Source organism: Rhodococcoides kyotonense (assembly GCF_900188125.1).
Classification (GTDB): Bacteria; Actinomycetota; Actinomycetes; order Mycobacteriales; family Mycobacteriaceae; genus Rhodococcoides; species Rhodococcoides kyotonense.
In genome coordinates, this window is the sequence record NZ_FZOW01000001.1 from 177053 (window position 1) to 198911 (window position 21859).

Annotated in this window: 20 protein-coding genes; 2 read left to right on the forward strand and 18 right to left on the reverse strand. The window is 66.8% G+C overall.

The window, feature by feature from the left end; all coding sequences use genetic code 11:
• Positions 1–109: 109 nt before the first annotated feature.
• The 11 genes from whiA to CHB96_RS29525 all read right to left on the reverse strand — a co-directional run bounded on the left by whiA (position 110) and on the right by CHB96_RS29525 (position 10207).
• Positions 110–1093, reverse strand: a complete 984-nt coding sequence (gene whiA / locus CHB96_RS00740; RefSeq protein ID WP_089242669.1) for a DNA-binding protein WhiA — start codon at positions 1091–1093, stop codon at positions 110–112.
• Positions 1084–2109 carry a gluconeogenesis factor YvcK family protein gene (locus CHB96_RS00745; protein WP_089242670.1) on the reverse strand — a complete coding sequence of 342 codons (1026 nt, stop codon included), beginning with the start codon at positions 2107–2109 and terminating at the stop codon, positions 1084–1086. Before CHB96_RS00745 ends, whiA begins: the two co-directional genes overlap by 10 nt.
• Positions 2106–2990, reverse strand: a complete 885-nt coding sequence (rapZ, locus tag CHB96_RS00750) for an RNase adapter RapZ (protein WP_245865148.1) — start codon at positions 2988–2990, stop codon at positions 2106–2108. The genes CHB96_RS00745 and rapZ overlap by 4 nt, the downstream gene beginning before the upstream one ends.
• 41 nt (positions 2991–3031) lie before the next feature.
• Complete coding sequence (gene uvrC / locus CHB96_RS00755; RefSeq protein ID WP_245865117.1) at positions 3032–5110, reverse strand: excinuclease ABC subunit UvrC; 2079 nt, start codon at positions 5108–5110, stop codon at positions 3032–3034.
• Positions 5111–5146: 36 nt separating this feature from the next.
• Complete coding sequence (locus CHB96_RS00760; RefSeq protein WP_089242671.1) at positions 5147–5602, reverse strand: PH domain-containing protein; 456 nt, start codon at positions 5600–5602, stop codon at positions 5147–5149.
• Complete coding sequence (gene ribH, locus CHB96_RS00765; RefSeq protein ID WP_089242672.1) at positions 5599–6090, reverse strand: 6,7-dimethyl-8-ribityllumazine synthase; 492 nt, start codon at positions 6088–6090, stop codon at positions 5599–5601. Before ribH ends, CHB96_RS00760 begins: the two co-directional genes overlap by 4 nt.
• Positions 6087–7376 (reverse strand): bifunctional 3,4-dihydroxy-2-butanone-4-phosphate synthase/GTP cyclohydrolase II, encoded by a 1290-nt coding sequence (locus tag CHB96_RS00770; RefSeq protein ID WP_089242673.1) that lies wholly within the window; start codon positions 7374–7376, stop codon positions 6087–6089. Before CHB96_RS00770 ends, ribH begins: the two co-directional genes overlap by 4 nt.
• Positions 7377–7456: 80 nt before the next feature.
• The gene (locus tag CHB96_RS00775; RefSeq protein ID WP_089242674.1) at positions 7457–8068 is read right to left on the reverse strand and encodes a riboflavin synthase; all 612 of its coding nucleotides are present in this window, start codon (positions 8066–8068) and stop codon (positions 7457–7459) included.
• 8 nt (positions 8069–8076) lie between these two features.
• A complete protein-coding gene (gene ribD / locus CHB96_RS00780; protein WP_089242675.1) occupies positions 8077–9105 on the reverse strand; it encodes a bifunctional diaminohydroxyphosphoribosylaminopyrimidine deaminase/5-amino-6-(5-phosphoribosylamino)uracil reductase RibD in 1029 nt (342 codons plus the stop codon).
• Positions 9105–9782: a ribulose-phosphate 3-epimerase gene (gene rpe / locus CHB96_RS00785; protein WP_089242676.1), complete on the reverse strand. Its 678-nt coding sequence runs from the start codon at positions 9780–9782 to the stop codon at positions 9105–9107. Before rpe ends, ribD begins: the two co-directional genes overlap by 1 nt.
• Before the next feature lie 47 nt (positions 9783–9829).
• Positions 9830–10207 (reverse strand): VOC family protein, encoded by a 378-nt coding sequence (locus tag CHB96_RS29525; protein WP_089242677.1) that lies wholly within the window; start codon positions 10205–10207, stop codon positions 9830–9832.
• Between the two features lie 52 nt (positions 10208–10259).
• Here CHB96_RS29525 and CHB96_RS00795 point away from each other — a divergent pair, with 52 nt between their 5' ends.
• Positions 10260–11120, forward strand: coding sequence for a helix-turn-helix transcriptional regulator (locus tag CHB96_RS00795; RefSeq protein WP_245865118.1), 861 nt, complete (start codon positions 10260–10262; stop codon positions 11118–11120).
• A gap of 59 nt (positions 11121–11179) precedes the next feature.
• Here the strand turns inward: CHB96_RS00795 and CHB96_RS00800 are convergent, their stop codons facing one another.
• The 3 genes from CHB96_RS00800 to CHB96_RS00810 form a co-directional block, all read right to left on the reverse strand.
• Complete coding sequence (locus tag CHB96_RS00800) at positions 11180–12676, reverse strand: RsmB/NOP family class I SAM-dependent RNA methyltransferase (protein WP_089242678.1); 1497 nt, start codon at positions 12674–12676, stop codon at positions 11180–11182.
• On the reverse strand, positions 12673–13596 hold the full coding sequence (fmt, locus tag CHB96_RS00805; RefSeq protein ID WP_176444055.1) for a methionyl-tRNA formyltransferase: 924 nt from the start codon (positions 13594–13596) through the stop codon (positions 12673–12675). The genes CHB96_RS00800 and fmt overlap by 4 nt, the downstream gene beginning before the upstream one ends.
• Positions 13597–13685: 89 nt before the next feature.
• Positions 13686–14393, reverse strand: a complete 708-nt coding sequence (locus CHB96_RS00810) for a PadR family transcriptional regulator (protein ID WP_371828973.1) — start codon at positions 14391–14393, stop codon at positions 13686–13688.
• Between the two features lie 240 nt (positions 14394–14633).
• Here CHB96_RS00810 and CHB96_RS00815 point away from each other — a divergent pair, with 240 nt between their 5' ends.
• A complete protein-coding gene (locus CHB96_RS00815) occupies positions 14634–16361 on the forward strand; it encodes a GGDEF domain-containing protein (RefSeq protein ID WP_089242680.1) in 1728 nt (575 codons plus the stop codon).
• Here CHB96_RS00815 and CHB96_RS00820 read toward each other — a convergent pair.
• The 4 genes from CHB96_RS00820 to coaBC form a co-directional block, all read right to left on the reverse strand.
• Positions 16277–17128, reverse strand: a complete 852-nt coding sequence (locus tag CHB96_RS00820; protein ID WP_089242681.1) for a cyclase family protein — start codon at positions 17126–17128, stop codon at positions 16277–16279. The two genes, CHB96_RS00815 and CHB96_RS00820, sit on opposite strands and share 85 nt — an antisense overlap.
• Positions 17129–17197: 69 nt before the next feature.
• Positions 17198–19222, reverse strand: coding sequence for a primosomal protein N' (locus CHB96_RS00825; protein ID WP_176444098.1), 2025 nt, complete (start codon positions 19220–19222; stop codon positions 17198–17200).
• A complete protein-coding gene (gene metK / locus CHB96_RS00830; RefSeq protein ID WP_089242683.1) occupies positions 19219–20433 on the reverse strand; it encodes a methionine adenosyltransferase in 1215 nt (404 codons plus the stop codon). Before metK ends, CHB96_RS00825 begins: the two co-directional genes overlap by 4 nt.
• A gap of 168 nt (positions 20434–20601) precedes the next feature.
• Positions 20602–21846 (reverse strand): bifunctional phosphopantothenoylcysteine decarboxylase/phosphopantothenate--cysteine ligase CoaBC, encoded by a 1245-nt coding sequence (gene coaBC / locus CHB96_RS00835; protein ID WP_089242684.1) that lies wholly within the window; start codon positions 21844–21846, stop codon positions 20602–20604.
• Positions 21847–21859 lie beyond the last annotated feature (13 nt).

The following is a 21859-nucleotide window of genomic DNA, read 5'->3' on the forward strand; positions in this document are numbered from 1 at the left end:
AAGTTGTTGAACCGATTGTCTTGTTGCGCGCATGTGGAGATCCGCACGCGGCAGATCCCACCCTAGTGGGCAGCTTCGGCTCGCGCGCGCGTCACCCGTCACCTGGGGATCACGCCTCGTCGAGCAGTTCGGCGGTGACTGCGGACTCGGTGTCCGGAATGCCGGTGTCCTTGGCCTTGCGGTCCGCCATCGACAACAGACGACGGATGCGGCCCGCGACCGCGTCCTTGGTCATGGGTGGGTCGGCCAATTGACCGAGTTCTTCGAGTGAGGCCTGTCGATGCTGCACCCGCAGCGAGCCAGCCGCGGCCAGGTGATCGGGCACGTCGTCCCCGAGAATCTCGAGCGCACGTTCGACGCGTGCTGCAGCCGCGACGGCCGCACGGGCGGAGCGGCGCAGGTTGGCGTCGTCGAAGTTGGCGAGCCTGTTGGCTGTCGCACGCACCTCGCGGCGCATACGGCGTTCTTCCCACACAAGCCGGGTGTCCTGCGCACCCATCCGTGTCAGCAACGCTCCGATGGCTTCGCCGTCCCTGACCACGACACGGTCGGTACCGCGGACCTCGCGCGCCTTGGCTGCGACGCCGAGGCGGCGCGCCGCACCGACGAGGGCCAACGCCGCTTCCGGACCGGGGCAACTGATCTCGAGTGCCGACGAGCGCCCGGGCTCGGTCAACGAACCGTGCGCGAGGAACGCGCCGCGCCACGCAGCTTCGGCGTCGCCGACGGTTCCGCCGACGACCTGGGCGGGCAGCCCGCGGACCGGTCGACCGCGCAGGTCGAGCAATCCGGTCTGCCGCGCGAGCGCTTCCCCGTCCTTCGCGACGCGCACGACGTACCGAGAACTCTTGCGGAGACCGCCTGCCGTCAACACGTGGACGTCGGAGGAGTATCCGTAGAGATCGAAGATCTCCCGACGCAGCCGACGAGCGATCGACCCCAGATCGACCTCTGCCTCGACGACGACTCGCCCAGCAACGATGTGAAGCCCACCTGCAAAGCGCAGGAGAGCCGACACCTCGGCCCTCCTGCAGCTCACCTGAGTGATGGCGAGCCGCGACAGCTCGTCCTTCACCTCCGCTGTCATGGCCACGAAGTGATCCCCTCTCTGCGCGACGCCGTCGGCGCAGTCCCGTCTCGCGACGAGACGATGCTACCGAGTGCGTCTGCCAACTTTCCGAAATGATGCGCGTGAGTACCTGATTCGGCGACATCGTCGTAGACGACCTCGGCCCCCAACCGGGCAGCAGCACGTGCGACATGGTCACGCTCTCCCCCGGCGGGCACGGAGAGCGAGTCCACGAGGACGTGGTCGACTCTGAAATCAGGTGCGTGTTGGGAGAGTACGTGCAGATGCCGCTCGGCGGAGAATCCCGTCGTCTCCCCGAGTTCGGGTGCGAGATTCAACACAAGGACCTTTTGCGCCGACGACTCGGCCAGAGCCGTCAGCAGACCGGGAACGAGGACGTGGGGAATGACACTCGAGAACCACGATCCGGGCCCGAGCACGACGAGGTCGGCCGACGCGATCGCCGCGACGGCCTCCGGAGTCGCCGGCGGATCGGGTGGCATCAGCCGGACGCGGCGGACCTTGCCCGGCGTCGTCGCGACAGCGACCTGACCGCGGATGACGCGGCTGACCCGTGGATCGTCCTCCAGGCCCGCGACGTCCGCTTCGATGTCGAGTGGGACGGGCGCCATCGGCAGGACCCTGCCCTCGATCCCGAGCAGGTGCGACACCTCGTCCAACGCGAGGACCGTGTCACCGAGAACCTCGGTGAGTCCGGCGAGAATGAGGTTGCCCACCGAATGCCCGGCAAGAGCCCCCGTCCCCCGGAAGCGATGTTGGAGCACGTCCGCCCATCGGGTGGTGCGCGGCTCGTCGGCGGCCAACGCGGCCAGCGCCATCCTGAGGTCGCCGGGTGGCAGCACCCCGAGCTCGGCCCGAAGACGTCCGGAGGATCCCCCGTCGTCGGCGACCGTCACGACGGCGGTGACGTCCGAAGCCAGCCTGCGTACCGCACTGAGCGTGGCGTACAGGCCGTGTCCACCACCCAGCGCGACGATCTTCTTCGGCGACGAGTTGCCGTCCGGCTGAGTGTCGGTCATTCGCGGCCCATGTCTCGGTGCAGCACGCGCACCGACAGGTCGTCGTGTCGGTCCAGCAGTGCGGCGAGCGCTTCCGACATCGCCACGCTTCTGTGTTTTCCTCCGGTGCACCCCACAGCAACCGTCATGTACCGCTTGCCTTCCCGTCGATATCCCTCGACCGTCAACTGCAACAAATGGTGATACGTGTTCAGGTAGTCCTCGGCCCCGTCCTGACGCAGAACGTAGTCGCGGACCGCACTGTCTCGACCAGTGTGCTCGCGCAGCTCCGGAATCCAGTGCGGGTTCGGCAGAAATCTCACGTCGCACACCAGATCGGCGTCGATCGGCAGACCGTACTTGAATCCGAAGGACTGCACCGTCACGCCGATCATCGCCGCGTCGGCACCCCCGAACGCACCTTCGATCTTGCGACGGAGTTGGTGCACCGACAGCGACGACGTGTCGATGGTGACGTCGGCGGCGGCCTTGACCTGAGCCAGTTGCAGGCGCTCCGCGGCGATCCCCTCCGTCAACGTGCCGTCCTGGCCGTCCTTCTGCAACGGGTGACTGCGTCGGTTGGACTCGAAGCGCTGGATCAGCACCGCGTCGGTGGCGTCGAGGAACAGAACTCGGTTGTGTACGCCCTTCGAGTTCAGTTCCTGCACGACCCAGCCGAGGTCGCCGGTGAACAACCTGCTGCGCACGTCCATCACGAGCGCGAGCCGTTCGATGCGAGGATCCGAGCCCCTGCCCAGGTCGACCATCTTGGAGATGAGCTCGGGGGGCAGGTTGTCCGCCACGTACCACCCCAGGTCTTCCAGTGCTTTCGCGGCGGTGCGAAGCCCCGCACCGGACACCCCGGTGACGAGGGCGACTTCGATTCCGCCCGCGTGCTCGATGTCGTCCGCGGATTCCGGCGCCTGCTGCACATCTTGGTTGCTCACGTCACGCCCTGCCCTGTCGAAGTTGCGTCTTCTCGAGCCAGATCGGAGGTCTCACTGCCCGTGACTCCATCCTGCACAACTATGTCCGATGTGTCCGAACCGGCGTCCGCGCCCAGCGCCACGAGGACCGCCTTCGCCGTCATCTCACCGATCCCGGGAACTTGGACGATCTCCGCGACCGAGGCCTGCTTGAGTTTGGCGACGGACCCGAAGTGGCCGACGAGCGCATTGCGTCGCGTTTCACCCAAGCCGCGCACCGAGTCGAGTGCCGAGGCCGTCATCCGACGCGAGCGCTTGCTGCGGTGGAAACTGATCGCAAAGCGGTGCGCTTCGTCGCGAACCCGCTGCAACAGGTACAGGGACTCGCTGGTTCGCGGCAGGATCACCGGATCCGACTCTCCCGGCACCCACACTTCTTCGAGCCGTTTCGCCAGGCCCACCACCGCGACGTCGGTCACACCCAACTCGTCGAGCACCTCGGCGGCGGCAGCGACCTGAGGCGCACCGCCGTCGACGACGAACAGGTTGGGTGGGTACGCGAACCGCCTCGGCCGTCCCGTCTGCGGATCGAGTGCGGCCTCGGGGGCGAGATCGCCGCCGCCGGCGTCGGAACTGTGCCGCAGAAATCGGCGACGCGTCACTTCGGCGATGGACGCGACGTCGTCCGAGTGTCCGTCTCCGGCGGCTTCCTTGATCGAATAGTGCCGGTAGTCGCTCTTGCGCGGCAGACCGTCCTCGAACACGACGAGCGAGGCGACGACGTCGGTGCCCTGAACGTGCGAGATGTCGATGCACTCGATGCGCAGCGGCGCGGAATCGAGATCGAGCGCCTCCTGGATACCTTGCAGCGCAGCCGATCTGGACGTGAAGTCACCAGCGCGCTTCAGCTTGTGTTGCTGCAGAGCCTCTTTCGCATTGCGCTCGACGGTCTCGGCGAGTGCTTTCTTGTCACCGCGCTGGGGAACACGAAGTTGCACGTTGGACCCGCGAAGACTGGTGAGCCACTGCTGAACCTGATCCGCATTGGCCGGTAGCACCGGCACCAAAACCTCACGCGGCACAGCGTTGGCACCTGCGTCCTCGAGGCCGGGTGTCTGCAGGGACATCGAGGCCTGTTCGCCGTAGAACTGCGTCAGGAATTGCTCGACGAGCGCAGGCAGGTCCTTCTGGTCCTCGGCGCGATGCTCGATGACCTCGCCCGCCTTCTCCACGACCCACCCACGCTGACCGCGGACGCGACCGCCGCGAACATGGAACACCTGCACGGCGGCTTCGAGGTCGTCGGTCGCGAACGCCACGAGGTCGGCGTCGGTGCCGTCACCGAGAACGACAGCCTGCTTCTCCAGCGCCCGACGCAATGCACCGACGTCGTCGCGCAGGCGTGCGGCCGTCTCGAAATCGAGGTCGTCGGAGGCCTCCTGCATCTGCTTCTCGATCTGCCGAACGAGTTTGTCGGTCTTCCCCGACAGGAAGTCGCAGAAGTCCTCGACGATCTTGCGGTGCTCGTCGGCGCTGACTCTTCCCACGCACGGCGCGGAACACTTGTCGATGTATCCGAGCAGGCAGGGCCGACCGATCTGCCGGTGCCGCTTGAGCACACCCGCCGAACACGTCCGCGCAGGAAAGACTCGCAGCAGCAGATCGAGGGTCTCGCGGATGGCCCAGGCATGTGCGTACGGACCGAAGTACCGCACCCCTTTGCGTCGAGGCCCGCGATAGACGAACAGCCGCGGATACTCCTCGTTCATCGTGACGGCGAGCATCGGATAGCTCTTGTCGTCGCGATACCTGACGTTGAACCGAGGATCGAACTCCTTGATCCAGTTGTACTCGAGCTGAAGGGCCTCCACCTCGGTGGTGACGACCGTCCACTCGACCGAGGCCGCGGTGGTGACCATCTGCCGGGTACGCGGATGCAGCGACGCGACGTCGGCGAAGTACGAATTGAGTCGGCTACGCAGGCTTTTGGCCTTGCCGACGTAGATCACGCGTCCGTGTGGATCGCGAAATTTGTACACCCCTGGCTCGACCGGGATGGTTCCGGTGGCGGGGCGATACGTCGATGGATCGGGCACGTAATCCAGGCTAGCCGCAGGGTCCGACGAAGACCGTCACGTGGCGGCACCCGCGTACTTGGCTTCGAGCGCACGGAACGAACGCACGGCTGCGACCGCCTGATCGCGGTCGTTCGACTGAATGGCCATGACCGGAATGAACTCGTCGTCGGGAATGTCGACGCGGGCCCACATGGCACCGTCCGGAAACGACAGGCCCTGAACCAGATCCCATTCGATCAGACGCTCGGAGAGGATGTTCCTGACCGCAACACCCTCGGCGCCGACGCGCACGCGCGGACGCGTCAACAGCAGCGCGATACCGGCGAGCAGCACACCTATGCCCGCGAGCGCGAGCTGATCGGCGGTACGGAAGTAGACACCGGTCGGCGATATCCGAAGTAGGACCGCGACAGTCACATGCGCGACGAGGAGAACAGCCGCCGCAGCGATCGCGTACCGCGCCGACTTGCGCGAACGGACTTCGAGCTCCCACCGACCGGGCCCGGTCATCGCAGCGCCTCGGCCGACTGGCGGAGCTGCTGCAACGTCAATGCGGTGTCGATGGCGGCCGCGACGGCTTGGGCACCCTTGTCCTCGCTCGAACCGGGCAGTCCGGCACGATCGAGGGCCTGCTGCTCGTCGTTCGTGGTCAACACGCCGTTGGTGACGGGAGTGCCCTCGTCGAGGGAGACACGCGTCAGACCAGCGGTCACCGCATCGCACACGTACTCGAAGTGCGGCGTGCCTCCGCGGATCACGACGCCCAAAGCGACGACGGCGTCGTGTGTACGCGCCAGAGCCTGCGCGACGACGGGAATCTCGATCGCACCGGCGACGCGAATCACGGTCACGTCGGTGACACCGGCCTCGTCGGCCTTCCGCTGTGCGCCGTCGAGCAGTGCTTCGGACACCGTCCGGTGCCACTGGCCTGCCACGATCGCCAACTTCAAGTCGGACGCGCCTGCCAGCTGCAGCTGAGGTTCGCCTTCACCGCTCATCGTGTGGTTCCTGTTCCATGGTCAGGAGTGGAGCCTGCGGAATGACCCAACTCGAAATCGTCGAGGCCCACGAGATCGTGGCCCATGCGGTCGCGCTTGGTGCGAAGGTACGTCAGGTTCTCGGCGTTGGCGCGCAACGGCATCGGCACCCGCTCGGTGACGTGCAGGCCGTAGCCGTCGAGTCCGACGCGCTTGGCCGGGTTGTTGGTCAGCAGTCTCATCGACGAGATGCCGAGGTCGACGAGAATCTGTGCGCCGATGCCGTAGTCACGCGAATCAGCGGGCAGACCGAGCTGCAGGTTGGCGTCGACGGTGTCGGAGCCTGCGTCCTGCAGCTGATAGGCCTGAAGCTTGTGCAGCAGTCCGATGCCGCGGCCTTCGTGTCCGCGCATGTACAGCACCACACCTCGGCCTTCCTGGGCGATCATCTCCAGTGCAGCGTCGAGCTGTGGTCCGCAGTCACAGCGCAGCGACCCGAAGACGTCACCGGTGAGGCACTCGGAGTGAACCCGAACGAGGACGTCGCTGCCGTCGCCGTCGGGGCCTTCGATGTCGCCGCGTACGAGTGCGACGTGCTCGACCTCGTCGTAGACACTCTGGTATCCGACGGCACGAAACTCCCCGTGCGACGTCGGGATACGGGCGTCGGCGACACGAACGACGTGCTTCTCGTGCTTACGACGCCACGCGATGAGGTCGGCGATGGAGATCAGCGCGAGGTCGTGGTCGTCGGCGAAGACACGCAGCTCGTCGGTCTGAGCCATCGCGCCCTCGTCCTTCTGGCTGACGATTTCGCAGATCACACCTGCGGGGCGCAGGTCGGCCATGCGCGCGAGGTCGACGGCCGCCTCGGTGTGGCCGGGTCGACGCAGCACGCCGCCGTCCTTCGCGCGCAACGGAACGACGTGTCCCGGACGCGTGAAGTCGCCTGCACCGCTCGACGGATCGGCCAGCAGCCGCATCGTGGCCGCACGGTCCGACGCCGAGATTCCGGTGCCGATTCCTTCACGGGCGTCGACGGTGACGGTGTAGGCCGTGCCGTGCTTGTCCTGGTTGGTGGCGTACATCGGAGGCAGGCCGAGGCGATCGCAATCGTCCCCGGACAACGGGACACAGAGGTAACCGGACGTGTATCGCACCATGAAGGCAACCAACTCGGGGGTGGCCTTCTCCGCTGCGAAGATCAGATCGCCCTCGTTCTCGCGATCCTCGTCGTCGACCACCACCACGGCCTTGCCTGCGGCGATGTCGGCGACGGCACGTTCGATACTGTCGAACCTAGTCACGTCGTACGCTCCAAATGTCTCGTTCCGCGCCGAAGACGATGTCGGCGCGGATACCTCTTCAACAGTACTTTCCGGTCGGGTCAGTCCGCGGCGAGGGTCTGCAGACGCTCGACGTACTTGGCGATGACGTCGACCTCCAGGTTGACCGGAGTTCCGACGGGTGACTGCCCGAGGGTCGTGAGATCGAGTGTCGTCGGGATGAGCGAGATCTCGAACCAGTGATCGTCGCCGTCGCGGCCGAGCCCGGAGACGGTGAGCGAGACTCCGTCGACGGTGATCGATCCCTTCTCCACCACGTATCGTGCGACCGACGTCGGCAGTGCGATGCGCACCACGGTCCAGTTCTCCGACGGGGAACGATCGACGACGGTTCCAGTGCCGTCGACGTGGCCCTGCACGAGGTGACCGCCGAGCCTGCTGCCCAGCGACGCCGCTCGTTCGAGGTTGACGCGACTGCCGACCTCGAGCCGTTGGAGACTCGACCGGTTCAGCGTCTCCTGCATGACGTCGGCGGTGAAGGAGTTTCCGTCCAGTACGTCCACGACGGTCAGGCAGACCCCGTTGACGGCGATGGAATCACCGTGTCCGGCGTCCGACGTCACGACCGGCCCCTTGACCGTGAATCGTGCCGCGTCGGTCAGTTCTTCCTTGGCGACGATCTCGCCGAGTTCTTCGACAATCCCGGTGAACACTTGTTACGTCACTCCTGATTCTTCGGTACGGCGACGACGACCAGGTCGGTCCCCAGCGACTGCACGCTCTCGATCGAGAACCGCAGAGCGTCGGAGATTGTTCCGACTCCAGCATTTTCCACTGCGGCGACGCCGGACCCGAGCACGACAGGCGCGACGTACGCCACGATTCGGTCCACCACACCTGCCCTCAGGAATGCACCGGCGAGCGTCGGGCCACCTTCGACCAGCACGTCCGTGTGCTCGGCGAGCGCAGCGATCACGTCGTGCGGGTCGTGGCTGTGTACGAACGTCGTCGGTGCGTCGATGCCGCGGATCCGTGCATCGACGGGAACGTCACGAGTGCCGACCACGACCCGATGCGGCTGGTGACCGGCGTTCGAGCCGTCGGGACGCCGTGCGGTCAGCAACGGATCGTCGGCGAGGACGGTTCCCGTGCCGACGACGATGGCATCGAGCTTCGCGCGTTCGGCGTGGACGTGCGCACGGGCGTCGGGACCGGTGATCCACTGACTCGTCCCGTCCGACGCCGCGCTTCGTCCGTCGAGACTCGCTGCGTATTTGAGCGTCACGAACGGCCGTCCCGTGCGCTGCTTGTGCAGCCATGCGCGCAATGGGCCGCGCGCGACGACGTCGGCCAGGAGTCCTGATCGGACGTCGATGCCTGCAGCCCGCAGCCTGTCCGCGCCCCCGGTCGCGACGGGATTGGGGTCGCCGATGGCATAGATCGCGCGGGCGATGCCTGCCTCGATCAGTGCCAGCGCACACGGACCCGTTCGGCCGGTGTGATTGCACGGTTCGAGAGTGACGACGGCTGTGCCGCCGCGGGCACGCTCACCGGCGTCGCGCAACGCCACTATCTCGGCGTGCGGCCCTCCCGGCGGCTGCGTGGACCCGATGCCGACGACAGTGCCCGACGCATCCAGAATCACCGCGCCGACAGGCGGATTGGGGCTCGTTCGCCCACGCGCCGACTCCGATGCCTCGACGGCAGTGCGCATCGCGGCCGCGTACTCGGCGACATCGGAATCCGACATCAGAGGGACAGGTGCGCCGACGCCCGACCGGCCTGCGCGCGCAGTGCACGGACCGCGGCCGCAGGGTCGGATGCGCCGTACACCGCAGAACCGGCGACGAAGCAGTCGACGCCCGCTTCCGCTGCTTGTTCGATCGTGTCGACGTTGATGCCTCCGTCGATCTCGACGACGAGCGTCAACTCACCCGAATCGACGAGATTGCGGACCGTCCGTGCCTTGCTCAGGACGTCGGCAATGAAGGATTGTCCGCCGAAGCCCGGCTCGACGCTCATGACCAGCAGGGTGTCGAACTCTCGCAGGATCTCGAGGTACGGCTCGATCGGCGTGCCCGGCTTGATCGACAGTCCGGCCTTGCCGCCGGCCGCCCGAATGTCCTTGGCCACGGAGATCGGATCGTCCGTCGCCTCCGCGTGGAACGTCACGTTGTAGGCGCCTGCCTCGGCATAGGACGGCGCCCAGCGGCCCGGGTCGTCGATCATCAGGTGGCAGTCGAGTGGAATGTCCGTCGCCTTCAACAGGCTCTGCACCACCGGCAGGCCCAACGTGAGGTTGGGAACGAAATGCGCATCCATGACATCCACGTGCAGCCAGTCGGAACCGGCGACGGCATCGGCCTCCTCCCCCAGACGAGCGAAGTCGGCGGACAGAATGGACGGAGCGATCATCGGAGCAGCCACACGCGCAGCCTAATCGGGTCGTTCGGGCACAGCGACGACGGCTGCCGTCAGCCCCAGTTCTCGGCCTTCGTCAGACAGAACGGGTGACCCGCTGGATCCAGCAGCACTCGCCACGTCTCACCTGGCTGGTCGTCGGGCAGCACGGCACCGAGCTCGACGGCCTTACGTGCGGCGTCGTCGAGATCGCGCACCGCGAGGTCGAAATGAAACTGTTTGCTGCCCTGCGGGTTGGGCCACACGGGAGGTACGTAGTCCTCGACACGTCCGAAGCCGAGTGCGGTGTCGCCTCCTGTCACCATCGCGTACTCCTGTTCGGCGTGAGCAACGGTCCAGCCCAGCAGCCCGGCCCAGAACTGGGCGCTCGCAGACGGATCGGCACAGTCGAGTGTCACCATTTTCAACGTGGCCAACGGTGTTTCGGTCATCGGATTCTCCTCGATCGTTCGTCGTGTCCCACCAGGCTCCTAGACTTCATCGGTGGCCGATAGGAAAAACACGACAGCAGTCGCACCGGCTGTCGGGACGTCGACGACCGCGGGCATTCTGAGCCCGGATCGATTGGCGGAGTACGTCGATCTCACTCGAATCCCATGCGGTGACGGTCCGAGCCAGTGGGTGGAGAACTACTGGCTGCTGCGTTGGGATCTGCCGGCGGGTACGTCGTACCGCAGTTCGACGCTGCCGCATCCGTCGTGCACGCTGAGCGTCGAGCGTGGTCGGGTGCGCGACGGCGTCGCCGAGGTCGGTCCGGTCGTGACGACGGGCGTGCTGACGTCGCGTTTCGACGTCATCATCGCCGAGCAGGGCTGGGTCTTCGGCATCAAGTTTCGGCCCGGTGGCTTCGCGAGCCTCACCGGAACATCAGGCCGAGAACTACGGAACGTTCCGGTCGCCGCACCGACGATGCTTCGTCCCGACACCGTCGCGGCCTTGGCCGAGCTGGGCCCCGAGGACCGACCGGCGCACTGCGCAGAGGTTGCCGACCGCGCCCTTGCGCACTACGGACACAGCGTCGAACCGGGCTACCGAACCGTTCTGTCCGTCGTGTCCACGATGCTGAACGACCGAACCCTGACGCGAGTGTCGGACGTGGAACGGGCATGCGACATCGGCACCAGACGACTGCAGCGACTCTTCGAGAGGTACGTCGGCGCGACCCCGAAGTGGGTGCTCGCGCGCTACCGAATTCACGACGCCGTTCGCGATCTCGACGCCGGCTATCCCGGATCGATCGCCGATCTGGCGGCGCGGTACGGATGGTTCGATCAGGCCCACTTCACTCGTGAGTTCACCGAACTCGTCGGTGTGCCGCCGACCGAGTACCGCCCGCAGTCGTGAGCGAAAATATCCCGCCCGCAGTCGTGAGCGAAAATGCATAGCCCTCTATACATTTTCGCTCACGAGGGCTTGCGGAGGGCAGCGAGGAACATCGCATCGGTTCCGTGCCGGTGTGGCCAGAGCTGCACCGATGTTCCGTCGCCGAGCCCGGGGACACCCGGCACCAGGGCGCGCGTGTCGAGTTCCTCGACACCGTGACGCCGCACCGCGTCGGCGACGACAGCGGACGTTTCCGACAGATGCGGCGAGCACGTCGAGTAGACGACGACTCCGCCCGGACGCACCAGTTCGATCGCCGACGCGAGCAGCTGCTTCTGCAAGGCAACCAGCTCGGCGACATCCTTCGGTGAGCGTCGCCACCGAGCCTCGGGACGGCGCCTCAGTGCACCGAGTCCGGTGCAGGGGGCGTCGACGAGGATTCGGTCGTACCCCGCGTCCAGGCCCGTGTCACGACCGTCGACGGCGTGCACGGTGACCGGGAGCGACTTGGTGGTCTTGCGTACCAGTTCGGCGCGGTGAGCTGCCGGTTCGACGGCGTCGACGTGTGCGCCGTCGATCTCGGCGAGCGCACCGAGCAACGCTGCCTTACCGCCAGGTCCGGCACACAGATCGAGCCAGCGCCCTCCGTCGGCGCCGCCGAGCGGCGCGAGCGTCAGGGCACGCGCGACGAGCTGACTCCCCTCGTCCTGTACTCCGGCGAGACCGTCGCGCACGGCGTCGAGCTTCCCCGGGTCACCGCCGTCGAGGTAGACGGCGTACGGCGAGTACGCACCTTCTTCTCCCCCGGTGATCAACGCCAGTTCCTCGGCCGAGATCTCACCGGGACGAGCAACGAGATGCACTGCGGGACGCGCGTCGTCGGCTTCGAGCACGGCCGCGAGTTCACCGGCGTCGGCTCCGAGCGCATCGGCGAACGACTGCGCGATCCACTTCGGATGGGCGTGTTCGAACGCAAGATGCCCGACGGGGTCCTTCGCTGCATCCGGCGCGAGCAGGGCGACCCACTCGTCTGCGGACTTCTCCGACACACGACGAAGGACAGCATTGACGAATCCTGCTTTGCCACTGCCCAATTCGGATCGAGTGAGGTCGACGGACGTCGCGACCGCAGCATGCGGCGCGACGCGTGTCCGCAGCAATTGATAGGCGCCCAGCCGGAGAATGTCGAGCACACTGCCGTCGATCTCGGATACCGGTCTGCCCGCACCGGACTCGATGACCGCGTCGAGAAGCCCTCGCGCTCGGCTCGCACCGTAGGCGAGTTCGGTTGCCAGTGCCGCGTCGCGCGTGTTCAGCTTGCGATCTCGAAGAAGCCCCGGCAGAACGAGATTCGCGTACGCATCACGTTCTCGGACGGCGGCGAGTACGTCGCGTGCCGCCAGCCGGGCCGGGTCGATCGGAGGCGTCGACGACGGTCCACGTCCGCGCTGGGGACGTTGTCCGCCCCCGCTGCGTGTTCCGGGGCTGCGTTGCGCGCGTCCGCGTCGTCCGGCTTCGCCGTCGGCGCGACGTCGTCCGGAATTGCCCTTCTCGGAATTGTTGTTCCGGTCGTTCATTCCGCTACCGTCCCGTCGATCGACCGAGCGCCGCGCGCCCAGTCCGATGCCTTCATGAGTTTCTTGCCCTGGGGTTGGACGTCGCCGAGAACGACCGCCGAATCCGCTGTTCCGATGTGAACGCCGTTCTTTCTGACAACGACAGCGCCCGGGTCGAGAGTGTCCTCGGAGCGACCGACGGGGCCGATCTTCACTCGGAGGTCACCTAACGTCGTCCACGCACCCGGCGCGGGAGTGACGGAACGGATATGTCGATCGATCGTCGCCGACGACGCAGACCAGTCGATTCGGGCCGCATCGACCGTGACCTTGGCAGCATGAGAGACGCCATCGGTGGATTGGGCGATGGCCGATGCCTCGCCCGCCTCGATGGCGTCGAGAGTCGCTTCGAGCAGTGCTGCGCCGCTGACGGCAAGCCTGCCTAGCAGATCACCCGAGGTGTCCGTCGGGCGAATGGTCTCCGTGACGACGCCCAGCACGGGACCGGTGTCCATGCCCTCGTCGAGCAGGAAGGTCGACGCCCCGGTGATGTCGTCGCCCGCGGCGATGGATGCCTGAACGGGCGCGGCGCCGCGCCACGCGGGCAGCAGCGAGAAGTGCAGATTGATCCAGCCGTAGCGTGGAATGTCGAGGACCGGCCGCGGCAGCAACGCTCCGTAGGCGACGACCGGGCACACATCGGGCGCGAGGTCGGTCAACGCGGCGACGAACTCGGGTTCCGACGGACGACGCGGTGTCAACACGGGAATCTCGTGCGCGTCGGCGAGTAGCCCCACGGGCGAGCGGTTCACCTTTCGGCCCCGCCCGGCGGCTGCGTCGGGACGAGTGACGACGGCAACCACGTCGTGTTTCGTCGACGCGATCAGCCGTTCCAGCGACGGAACCGCCGCATCGGGTGTCCCTGCAAACACAACACGCACCAGTGAGCTCCCGAAGAATAGGTAGTCCGATTTCCTGCACCGAACTACCTATCCTAGGGACCGGCTCACGAGCGAGCCGAGCGCACTGCTCATGCGTCGTCGGCCGGGGTGTCGTCACCGACGGCCTCGTCCTCGGCGAGGATCCGGTAGAGACGGCGTCGGGCATCGGCGAGCACGTCGCTGGCTGCCTTCACCTGGTCCGGAGTACCCACGGCCGCAACCTGTCCGGCCGCGCCCATCAACTGGCCGATGAGTCCGCGCAGATCGATGGCGTCGCCGCCGACACTGCTCCGCACGTCGTCCCATGGGGCGCCCAGTTCGGTTCGATGTTCCTCGACGAATGCGACACCCTGTTCGGTCAGTCGAGCCGTCTTACGGCCGTCGACCTTCTCGATGAGGACGAGCCCCTCGTCTTCGAGCTGGGACAACGCCGGATAGATCGACCCGGGGCTCGGCTTCCAGGCACCGTCGCTCTTCGCGGCGATCTGCTGGATCAGCTCGTACCCGTGCATCGGGGATTCTGCGAGCAGCAGCAGAACTGCCGATCGAACATCTCCCCGTCGGCCGCGTCCGCCCCGACCACGCCCCCGGCCCAGGTCACCGCCCGGACCGAACCCTCCGGGACCGCCAGGACCGAAACCACCCGGACCGAAACCGCGACCCCATCCACGTCCACCGCGTCCGCGATGGTCTTCGCGTCCACCCGGGCCGTGACCCCGCTCGTCACGACCGTGGCCGCGTCGCCGAGGATTCGGCTGAGCGTCGTCGGGACCGGGCGCATCCTGCGGCACCCACATCGTGAACGGCTGACGCTGTTGCGCCCGTTCTGCCATGCCCATCCAGGGCCTGCGCTGCTTGTCGAAAATGTTTTCCATGTCCTTGCTCCTTCTGTATCGATTGGACATATTGACGATATATCGACAATGCATCTTTGGCAAGAGTGAGAATCGTTCCGATCTCCTCGACACCGGTGAACGTCGGCGCAAGGCGTTAGCCTGTTCGCACCGGTCACGATCGAGCGCGACAAGGGGGACCGCATGTTCGCACCGCTGGGGAGGCGCATCGTCGCCTCCCTGAGCGCGGTGGTTCTCGTGGTCGTGGTGGTGACCTCCGGACTGCTGTCCTACCCGGCGTCCGTCGCACTGGACGACGCCGCCCAGCTCGTCGCCGGCCTCGCCGCGACCGTGACCTGCACGTACACCGGTCGACGACGTCGCGGATCGCAGCGTCGATGGCGGCTTCTCATGGCAGCGGGAATGGCGTGCTGGACCGCAGGGATGGTCGTCTGGGCCACCTATCGTTCGATACTCGACACTCCGCTCCCGTCACCGTCGTTCGCGGACTTCGGGTTCTTCCTCTTCCCCGTCTTCGCTGTACCGGCACTGCTTGCCGTCCTCGGGCGGACGCCGAGGCGCACCGCGATCGACTCCAACCACGCGTGGGCCACGTCGCTCCTCGACGGCACGGTCATCGTGGGCTCGCTGTTCGTACTGTCCTGGTCCACGGTCCTCGGCCAGGTTGCACGTCAGGACGAGTCGGATTCGCTGCAGTTCCTCGTCGCGTTGATGTACCCCGTCACCGACCTCGTTCTGGTCGTCCTGGTGGCGCTGCTCGCCGTCGTTCCACGCATTCTGCGTCGATACCGGTCACAGCTGGCGCTGCTCGGGTGCGGGTTGGTCTCGTTGGCGGTGTCCGACAGTGTCTACGCGTACCTCGTCGCTGTCGGCGCCGACAGCATGCCGCTGCTCGCCGACGCCGGTTTCATCGCGGGGCCGGTGCTGATCGCTCTCGCCGCGACGACGCCCGCCGTCGGCGCGTCGTTCGTCGATCAGGGCACTGTGGTCGGGAGTCACAGCTGGCCGGACCGACTGGCAAGCGACCGGACCCAGTTGCTGGTGCCGTACGCACTGCTCGCGACCATCGGCGTCGTCGTCGCGGTGCAGTGGATCGCGGGCGGCGGGGTCGATCCCGTTGTTCTCGCCCTGTTCTTCGTCGTCGTCGTACTGGCCATCGTTCGTCAGGTCGTGACGCTGCTGCAGAACGACACACTGCTGCGAAAGCTGTCCGACGCGCAGACCGAGTTGCTGCACCGCGCCCATCACGACGGGTTGACCGGGCTGCTCAACCGTTCGGCATTCGACGACCATCTGGCGCGCGCTCTGGAACGCAGAACCACCCACGGGCAGGTCGGCGTTCTGCTGCTCGTCGACCTCGACGACTTCAAGGGCATCAACGACCGGCTCGGGCACGCCGCGGGCGACCGGAGTCTGCAGACACTGTCCCGGCGTCTGGTCGACACCGTCGAGGTCTCACACGAGCGCGGCATCGTCGCGCGTTTCGGTGGCGACGAATTCACCGTCCTCATCCCGGCCGGGATCGACGACGGGTGTGCGGTAGCCAAGGCCATCGTCGACGCCATTCGTGCGCCCCAGGCGATCGAAGGTCGATCGGTATCGATCGGGGCCAGTGTCGGGGTCGTCGAACTCGATGTGTTCGAGCACGACGTCACCGCGGACACCTTGCTGCGCAGCGCGGATCGGGCGATGTACGAGGCAAAGAAGAACGGGAAGGCAGGCGTGTTCGCCTACGACTCGGACGGCACACTCCGCATGGTCTACAACCTGTCCAACACCGGTGCGCCCTTCGACTGGTGGGGCACGAGGCGCACCGGGCAGCCAGGTCAGGGCAGTCGCGGAATCAACCCGAATATCGTTGCAGGAGAACCTGATCCAGCACGATTGATCGGTCCGCCGACGAGAATGTAGGCGCCCGTGGTCGGGAGGGCCTCCAGATTGGTGAGGTTCTCGAGGCTGATGCGGCGCTGGTCGTACAGCTTGACCGACACCGGGTACGTCTCGTCGTTGCCCAGGTCGGGCCCGAACGTGTCGGTGCCCAACGCGCCCCGTGTGGCGAGCTTGCCGGTGTCGATCAACCACTGAGCGGCGGCCTCGGAGAAGCCGGGCTGATGCGTCACACCGTCGGCGTCGGCGTTGACGTACGCGTCGGTACCCCACCGAGATTCCCACCCGGTCCACAGAATCACCGCGGCGCCGGGAGGAATGGATCCGTGCGCGCTCTCCCACCCCTGCAGATCGGCGACGGTCACCGCGTAATCGGCGTCCGCCGCGGCCTTCTCGCGGATGTCGATTTTCACCGCGGGCAGGAACAGATCCTCGGGTACGAGCTGATCGGCCGTCAACCCACCTTCCTGGAAGTGCGCGGGTGCACCCCAGTGCGAGCCGGTGTGCTCGCCTTCCTCGACGTTCTGCAAGTAGTACCCGTCCTCGGCCACCGTCGCGGCGGTCTCGAGCACGAACTCCGGGTCACCCGGGAAGATCGGCGTCGTCGCCGGATCGTTGACGTGCGACAGCGACACGATCCTGAGCAGTCTGTCCAAAGGTATCGACGGGGTCGGCAGATCCGCCGAACCCGTACCCGGCGCGGCGTGCGCAAGACTCGGCCCCGCCAATCGCGCCCCTGCGACGACGGCCAAACCTGTTGCCACTCGCCGAATCAACTGCCTCCGGTGCATTCTCGACCCCTCTCCATCGTGTGACGTTCCCGGCGAGGACTCTATGCGCAGATCGAACCGCATGGTGTCTCAACCGATGCGGATCGGATCTATCTGCACGCGTACGGCTTCGGTGTTCTTCCGGGCGCTGCGTACTGCCTGTGCGTCCGCGAGTGCTCGTGCCAGCGCTCCCCCGGCAGCGCGGGGAACCCGCAGCAGAAGTCTCTGAACGTCCCCGGGCAGTCTGTCCTCGCCGCCGCCGGCCGGCAGTCGTTGTCCCTCGGGCAATTCCACCGGACCGAGAATCTCGGTCGGCTCCGGAAGTTCGGCAGCCTCGACGAGCGCCATGATCGCCGCCGTAGTGCCGTCGATCGCGGCGACGTGCACGGCCGGCGGAAACCGCACCTCGACGCGCTCGTCGAGCTGGCTGCGGGCGTGCCCGACCGGGTCCCACCGCACCAGGGCTTGCACCGTCGGGATCTCGGATTCGGCCACGACCACGACACGACCGCCCGACGTCCCGGGTCGCACGAGCGCAGCCGCCGTCATCCAGCGCCGCAAGGTCTCCTCGGCCGCACGCAGATCGGCGCGGCCGAGCAGAGCCCACCCGTCGAGCAGAAGCGCGGCCCCGTAGCCGTCTTCGGTCCACGGCTCGGCGCCGACCGTCGAAATGACAAGGGAAGCACCGGCTTCGACGCTGTCGAGGACCGTGGATCCACCCGACGTCCGGACCGGCACGCCAGGAAAGGCTCGACCGAGCTCCTCGGCCGTTCGATGTGCGCCGATGACGACCGCGCGCAGTGCACGCGACCCACACACGTTGCAGCGATGGTTGGCGTCGGGGATGCCGCACCACGAACACGTCGGGCTGGCGGCGCCGTCCGCCCCCGGCCCCGACGGCAGCGCGAGTGGCCCGTTGCACCTGCGACATCGCGCCGGGTTTCGACACTTGCCGCACGCGAGCGACGGGATGTACCCCCCGCGTGGCACCTGAACCAGCACCGGCATGTCGTTCTTCAACGCCGTGCGCGCGGCATCGAACGCGATCGCCGGTAACCGCGCGGCACGAGCGCCGGGATCACGGGCGAGCGCGTGGTCGCTGTCGGCCAGCGCGACGATGTGCGGCTGTCGATCACGAACGACATCGCGGGGAGCGACGAGATCGTGTGCCCACCCCGAATCCACGAGCGCTTCCGCCTCGGCGGTCCGCGCATGCCCGGCGAGCACGACGCCGCACCCGGTTCCGTGCGCACGCAGCAACGCGACCTCACGCGCATGGGGATACGGCGACCGGGGTTCGGCGTACCCGTCGTCGCCGTCGTCCCACAGCACGACGAGACCGAGATTCGCGGCAGGACTGAACACCGCGCTTCGAGTGCCGACGACGATCGACACGTCGCGCCGCAGAACACCGAGCCACCGACGATAACGCTTGGCGGGCCCGAGCCCGGCAGACAATGCGCTGACGACGTCGGGGCCGGCGACCGCCTCGCACGCAGCCGCGACTCGGTCCAGATCGCGCTGATCCGGGACGAGAACGACCGTACTGCGACCTGTTGCGGCGCAGGCACCAGCCAGTTCGGCGATCCGACGCGCCCAGTCCTCCCCCGGCAGGGCCTGCCAGACCGCTCGCGGGTTGCGTCCGGCGCGGACCGCGTCGAGAAATGCGGTTCCGTGGGTGTAGTTGCCCCAGGCCGCCTCGTCGACGACCGGATCCGGCACCGCTGGGCTGTCGGTTCCGGGTTCCGCCTCGACCTTGGCGTGCCGCGGCGGAACGGCCAGCCGGAGAACGTCGGCTCTGGTCCCGGCGTAGCGGTGTGCCACCGCCGTCACCAGCTCGCTGACCTCCGGCGTCAGAACCTGCTCGTCGGACACCACGCGATCGAGCCAGCCCAGCTTGCCGGTGTGTTCGCTCGTCGCCGTTCGCTCGACGACGAAACCGTCGACGAGCCGTCCAGCGAAACGGATACGAACACGAACGCCGACGAGCGCTGTCTCGGCGAACTCGGCCGGAACGAGGTAGTCGAACTCACGATCCAGGTGCGGCAACGGCAAGAGCGGCAGCACCCGAGCCACTGGTAGCTCGGGTGCTGCCGCTCGGGCAGTGCCGCTCAGAGACCCGCGGCCGCGCGCAGTTTGTCTGCGCGGTCCGTCGACTCCCACGGAAGCGCGATGTCGGTGCGCCCGAAGTGTCCGTACGCAGCGGTGGGTGCGTAGATCGGACGCAGCAGATCCAGATCACGGATGATCGCACCCGGACGCAGGTCGAACACCTCGGAGATGGCCGACTGGATCCTGGCCGGATCGGTCTTCTCGGTACCGAAGGTCTCGACGAACAGACCGACCGGAGCAGCCTTGCCGATGGCGTAGGCGACCTGCACCTCGATGCGGTCGGCCAAACCGGCTGCGACGGCGTTCTTGGCGACCCAGCGCATCGCGTAGGCGGCACTCCGGTCGACCTTCGACGGATCCTTGCCGGAGAACGCGCCGCCACCGTGGCGAGCCATGCCACCGTACGTGTCGACGATGATCTTGCGGCCGGTCAGACCGGCGTCACCCATCGGTCCGCCCAGAACGAACTTGCCGGTGGGATTGACCAGCAGGCGGACGTCCGACGTGTCGAGCGTCGGAACATCGAGCTCGGCCAGCACCGAACCGAGAACCTTCTCGCGGATGTCCGGCGTCAACAGGTTGTCGAGGTCGATGTCGGCAGCGTGCTGCGTGGACACGACCACGGTGTCGAGGCGAACGGCGTTGTCACCGTCGTATTCGATGGTGACCTGAGTCTTGCCGTCGGGGCGCAGGTACGGCAGAACACCGGACTTGCGGACCTCCGTGAGTCGACGCGACAGACGGTGCGCGAGCGCGATCGGCAACGGCATGAGCTCGGGGGTGTCGGTGTTCGCGTAGCCGAACATCAGACCTTGATCGCCTGCACCCTGGCGATCGATCTCGTCGTCGGACAGACCCTCGACGCGAGCTTCGTGCGAGTGGTCGACGCCCTGGGCGATTTCAGGCGACTGCGCGCCGATCGCGACGTTGACACCACAAGAGTTGCCGTCGAAGCCCTTGGCCGACGAGTCGTAGCCGATCTCGAGCACCTTGTCCCGCACGATCTTCGGGATGTCGGCGTACGCGGTGGTGTTGACCTCACCGGCGACGTGAACCTGGCCGGTGGTGACGAGCGTCTCCACTGCCACACGCGCACGCGGGTCCTCCGTGAGCAGCGCGTCGAGAATCGAATCGCTGATCGCGTCACAGATCTTGTCTGGATGGCCCTCGGTCACGGACTCACTGGTGAAGAGCCGACTGCCGGACTTGCTCACGGATTTCCTCTCGACGTGTTTCGTTGCCGATCGGAGCCCTGCTCCTCCCGGCACATACATTCACTACGGTCACGCTGGTACTGCTGCGACAAGCCTGGTGATTACACTTGGACACTCTGGGCGCACAACGAGACTAGTCGCGTGGACGGAACCTGTGCACCCTTCGAATCACCCGAGATTCGAATGCGAACCGTCGGAGAGAACGGACGTGACTGCATCGACGACCCGACTGGCCAGCAGTGCTTTCGAACCCGCCCCGAGGGCCGCTTCCGATCCGTCGGCTCCGAGCAGCCATCCGTCGTTGTGATCCACTTCGAACGCCTTGCCGTCGCCGACGGCGTTCACGACCAGCAGATCGCAGCCCTTGCGGTGCAGCTTCGCGCGCGCGTAGGTCAACACATCGCCGTGCTCGTCACCGGTCTCGGCCGCGAATCCCACTATGACAGTGGACTTTTCGATCTCGCCGTCGCGACGAGCCTCGACGAGGCCGGCCAGGATGTCGTCGTTGCGGACCAGGGCGATCGAATCGGGCTCGTTCGCGCCCTTCTTGATCTTGCTCGTGGCGACGGAGGACGGACGGAAGTCGGCGACCGCGGCGGCCATGACGACCGCATCGGCGTCGACGGCATGCCGACGCACCGCTTCCTGCATGTCGGCGGCAGTTCTGACGCGCACGACCTCGACAGCAGCGGGATCCGGCAGATCGGCAGTGAACCCTGCGATCAACGTCACACGTGCACCACGCTGGGCCGCGACTCGCGCGAGTGCGTAGCCCTGCTTTCCGGAACTGCGATTACCCAGGAACCGGACGGGATCCAACGGCTCACGGGTGCCACCGGCGGTGACCACGACCGATCTGCCTGTCAGATCCTGCGGCAGCGCGTCGGCACGCTCGGACAGCAGCATCGCCAGCGCGTGGATCTCCCCTGGCTCGGGCAGCCTGCCTGCGCCGGTGTCGCGGCCGGTCAGACGACCCGACGCGGGCTCGATCACCGTGACGCCACGGCTGCGCAACGTCGCGACGTTGGCCACGGTGGCGGGGTGCTCCCACATCTCGGTGTGCATCGCGGGGGCGACGACGACGGGACACCGTGCGGTCAACAACGTCGCGGTAAGCAGATCGTCGGCTCGGCCTCCGGCTATCCGAGCGATCAGATCGGCGGTCGCAGGTGCTACGACGACCAGTTCGGCTTCCTGACCGAGGCGAACGTGCGGCACCTCCGGCACGTCGGTGAAGACGCCGGTGTGTACCGGATTGCCGGACAATGCCTCGAACGTGGCACGGCCGACGAACTCCAGCGCAGATTCGGTCGGGATGACTCGAACGTGGTCACCGTTCTCGGTGAAGCTGCGGATGAGGGAACAACTCTTGTAGGCGGCGATACCTCCGCCTACACCGACGACTACGCGCAACAGCTGGAGTCCT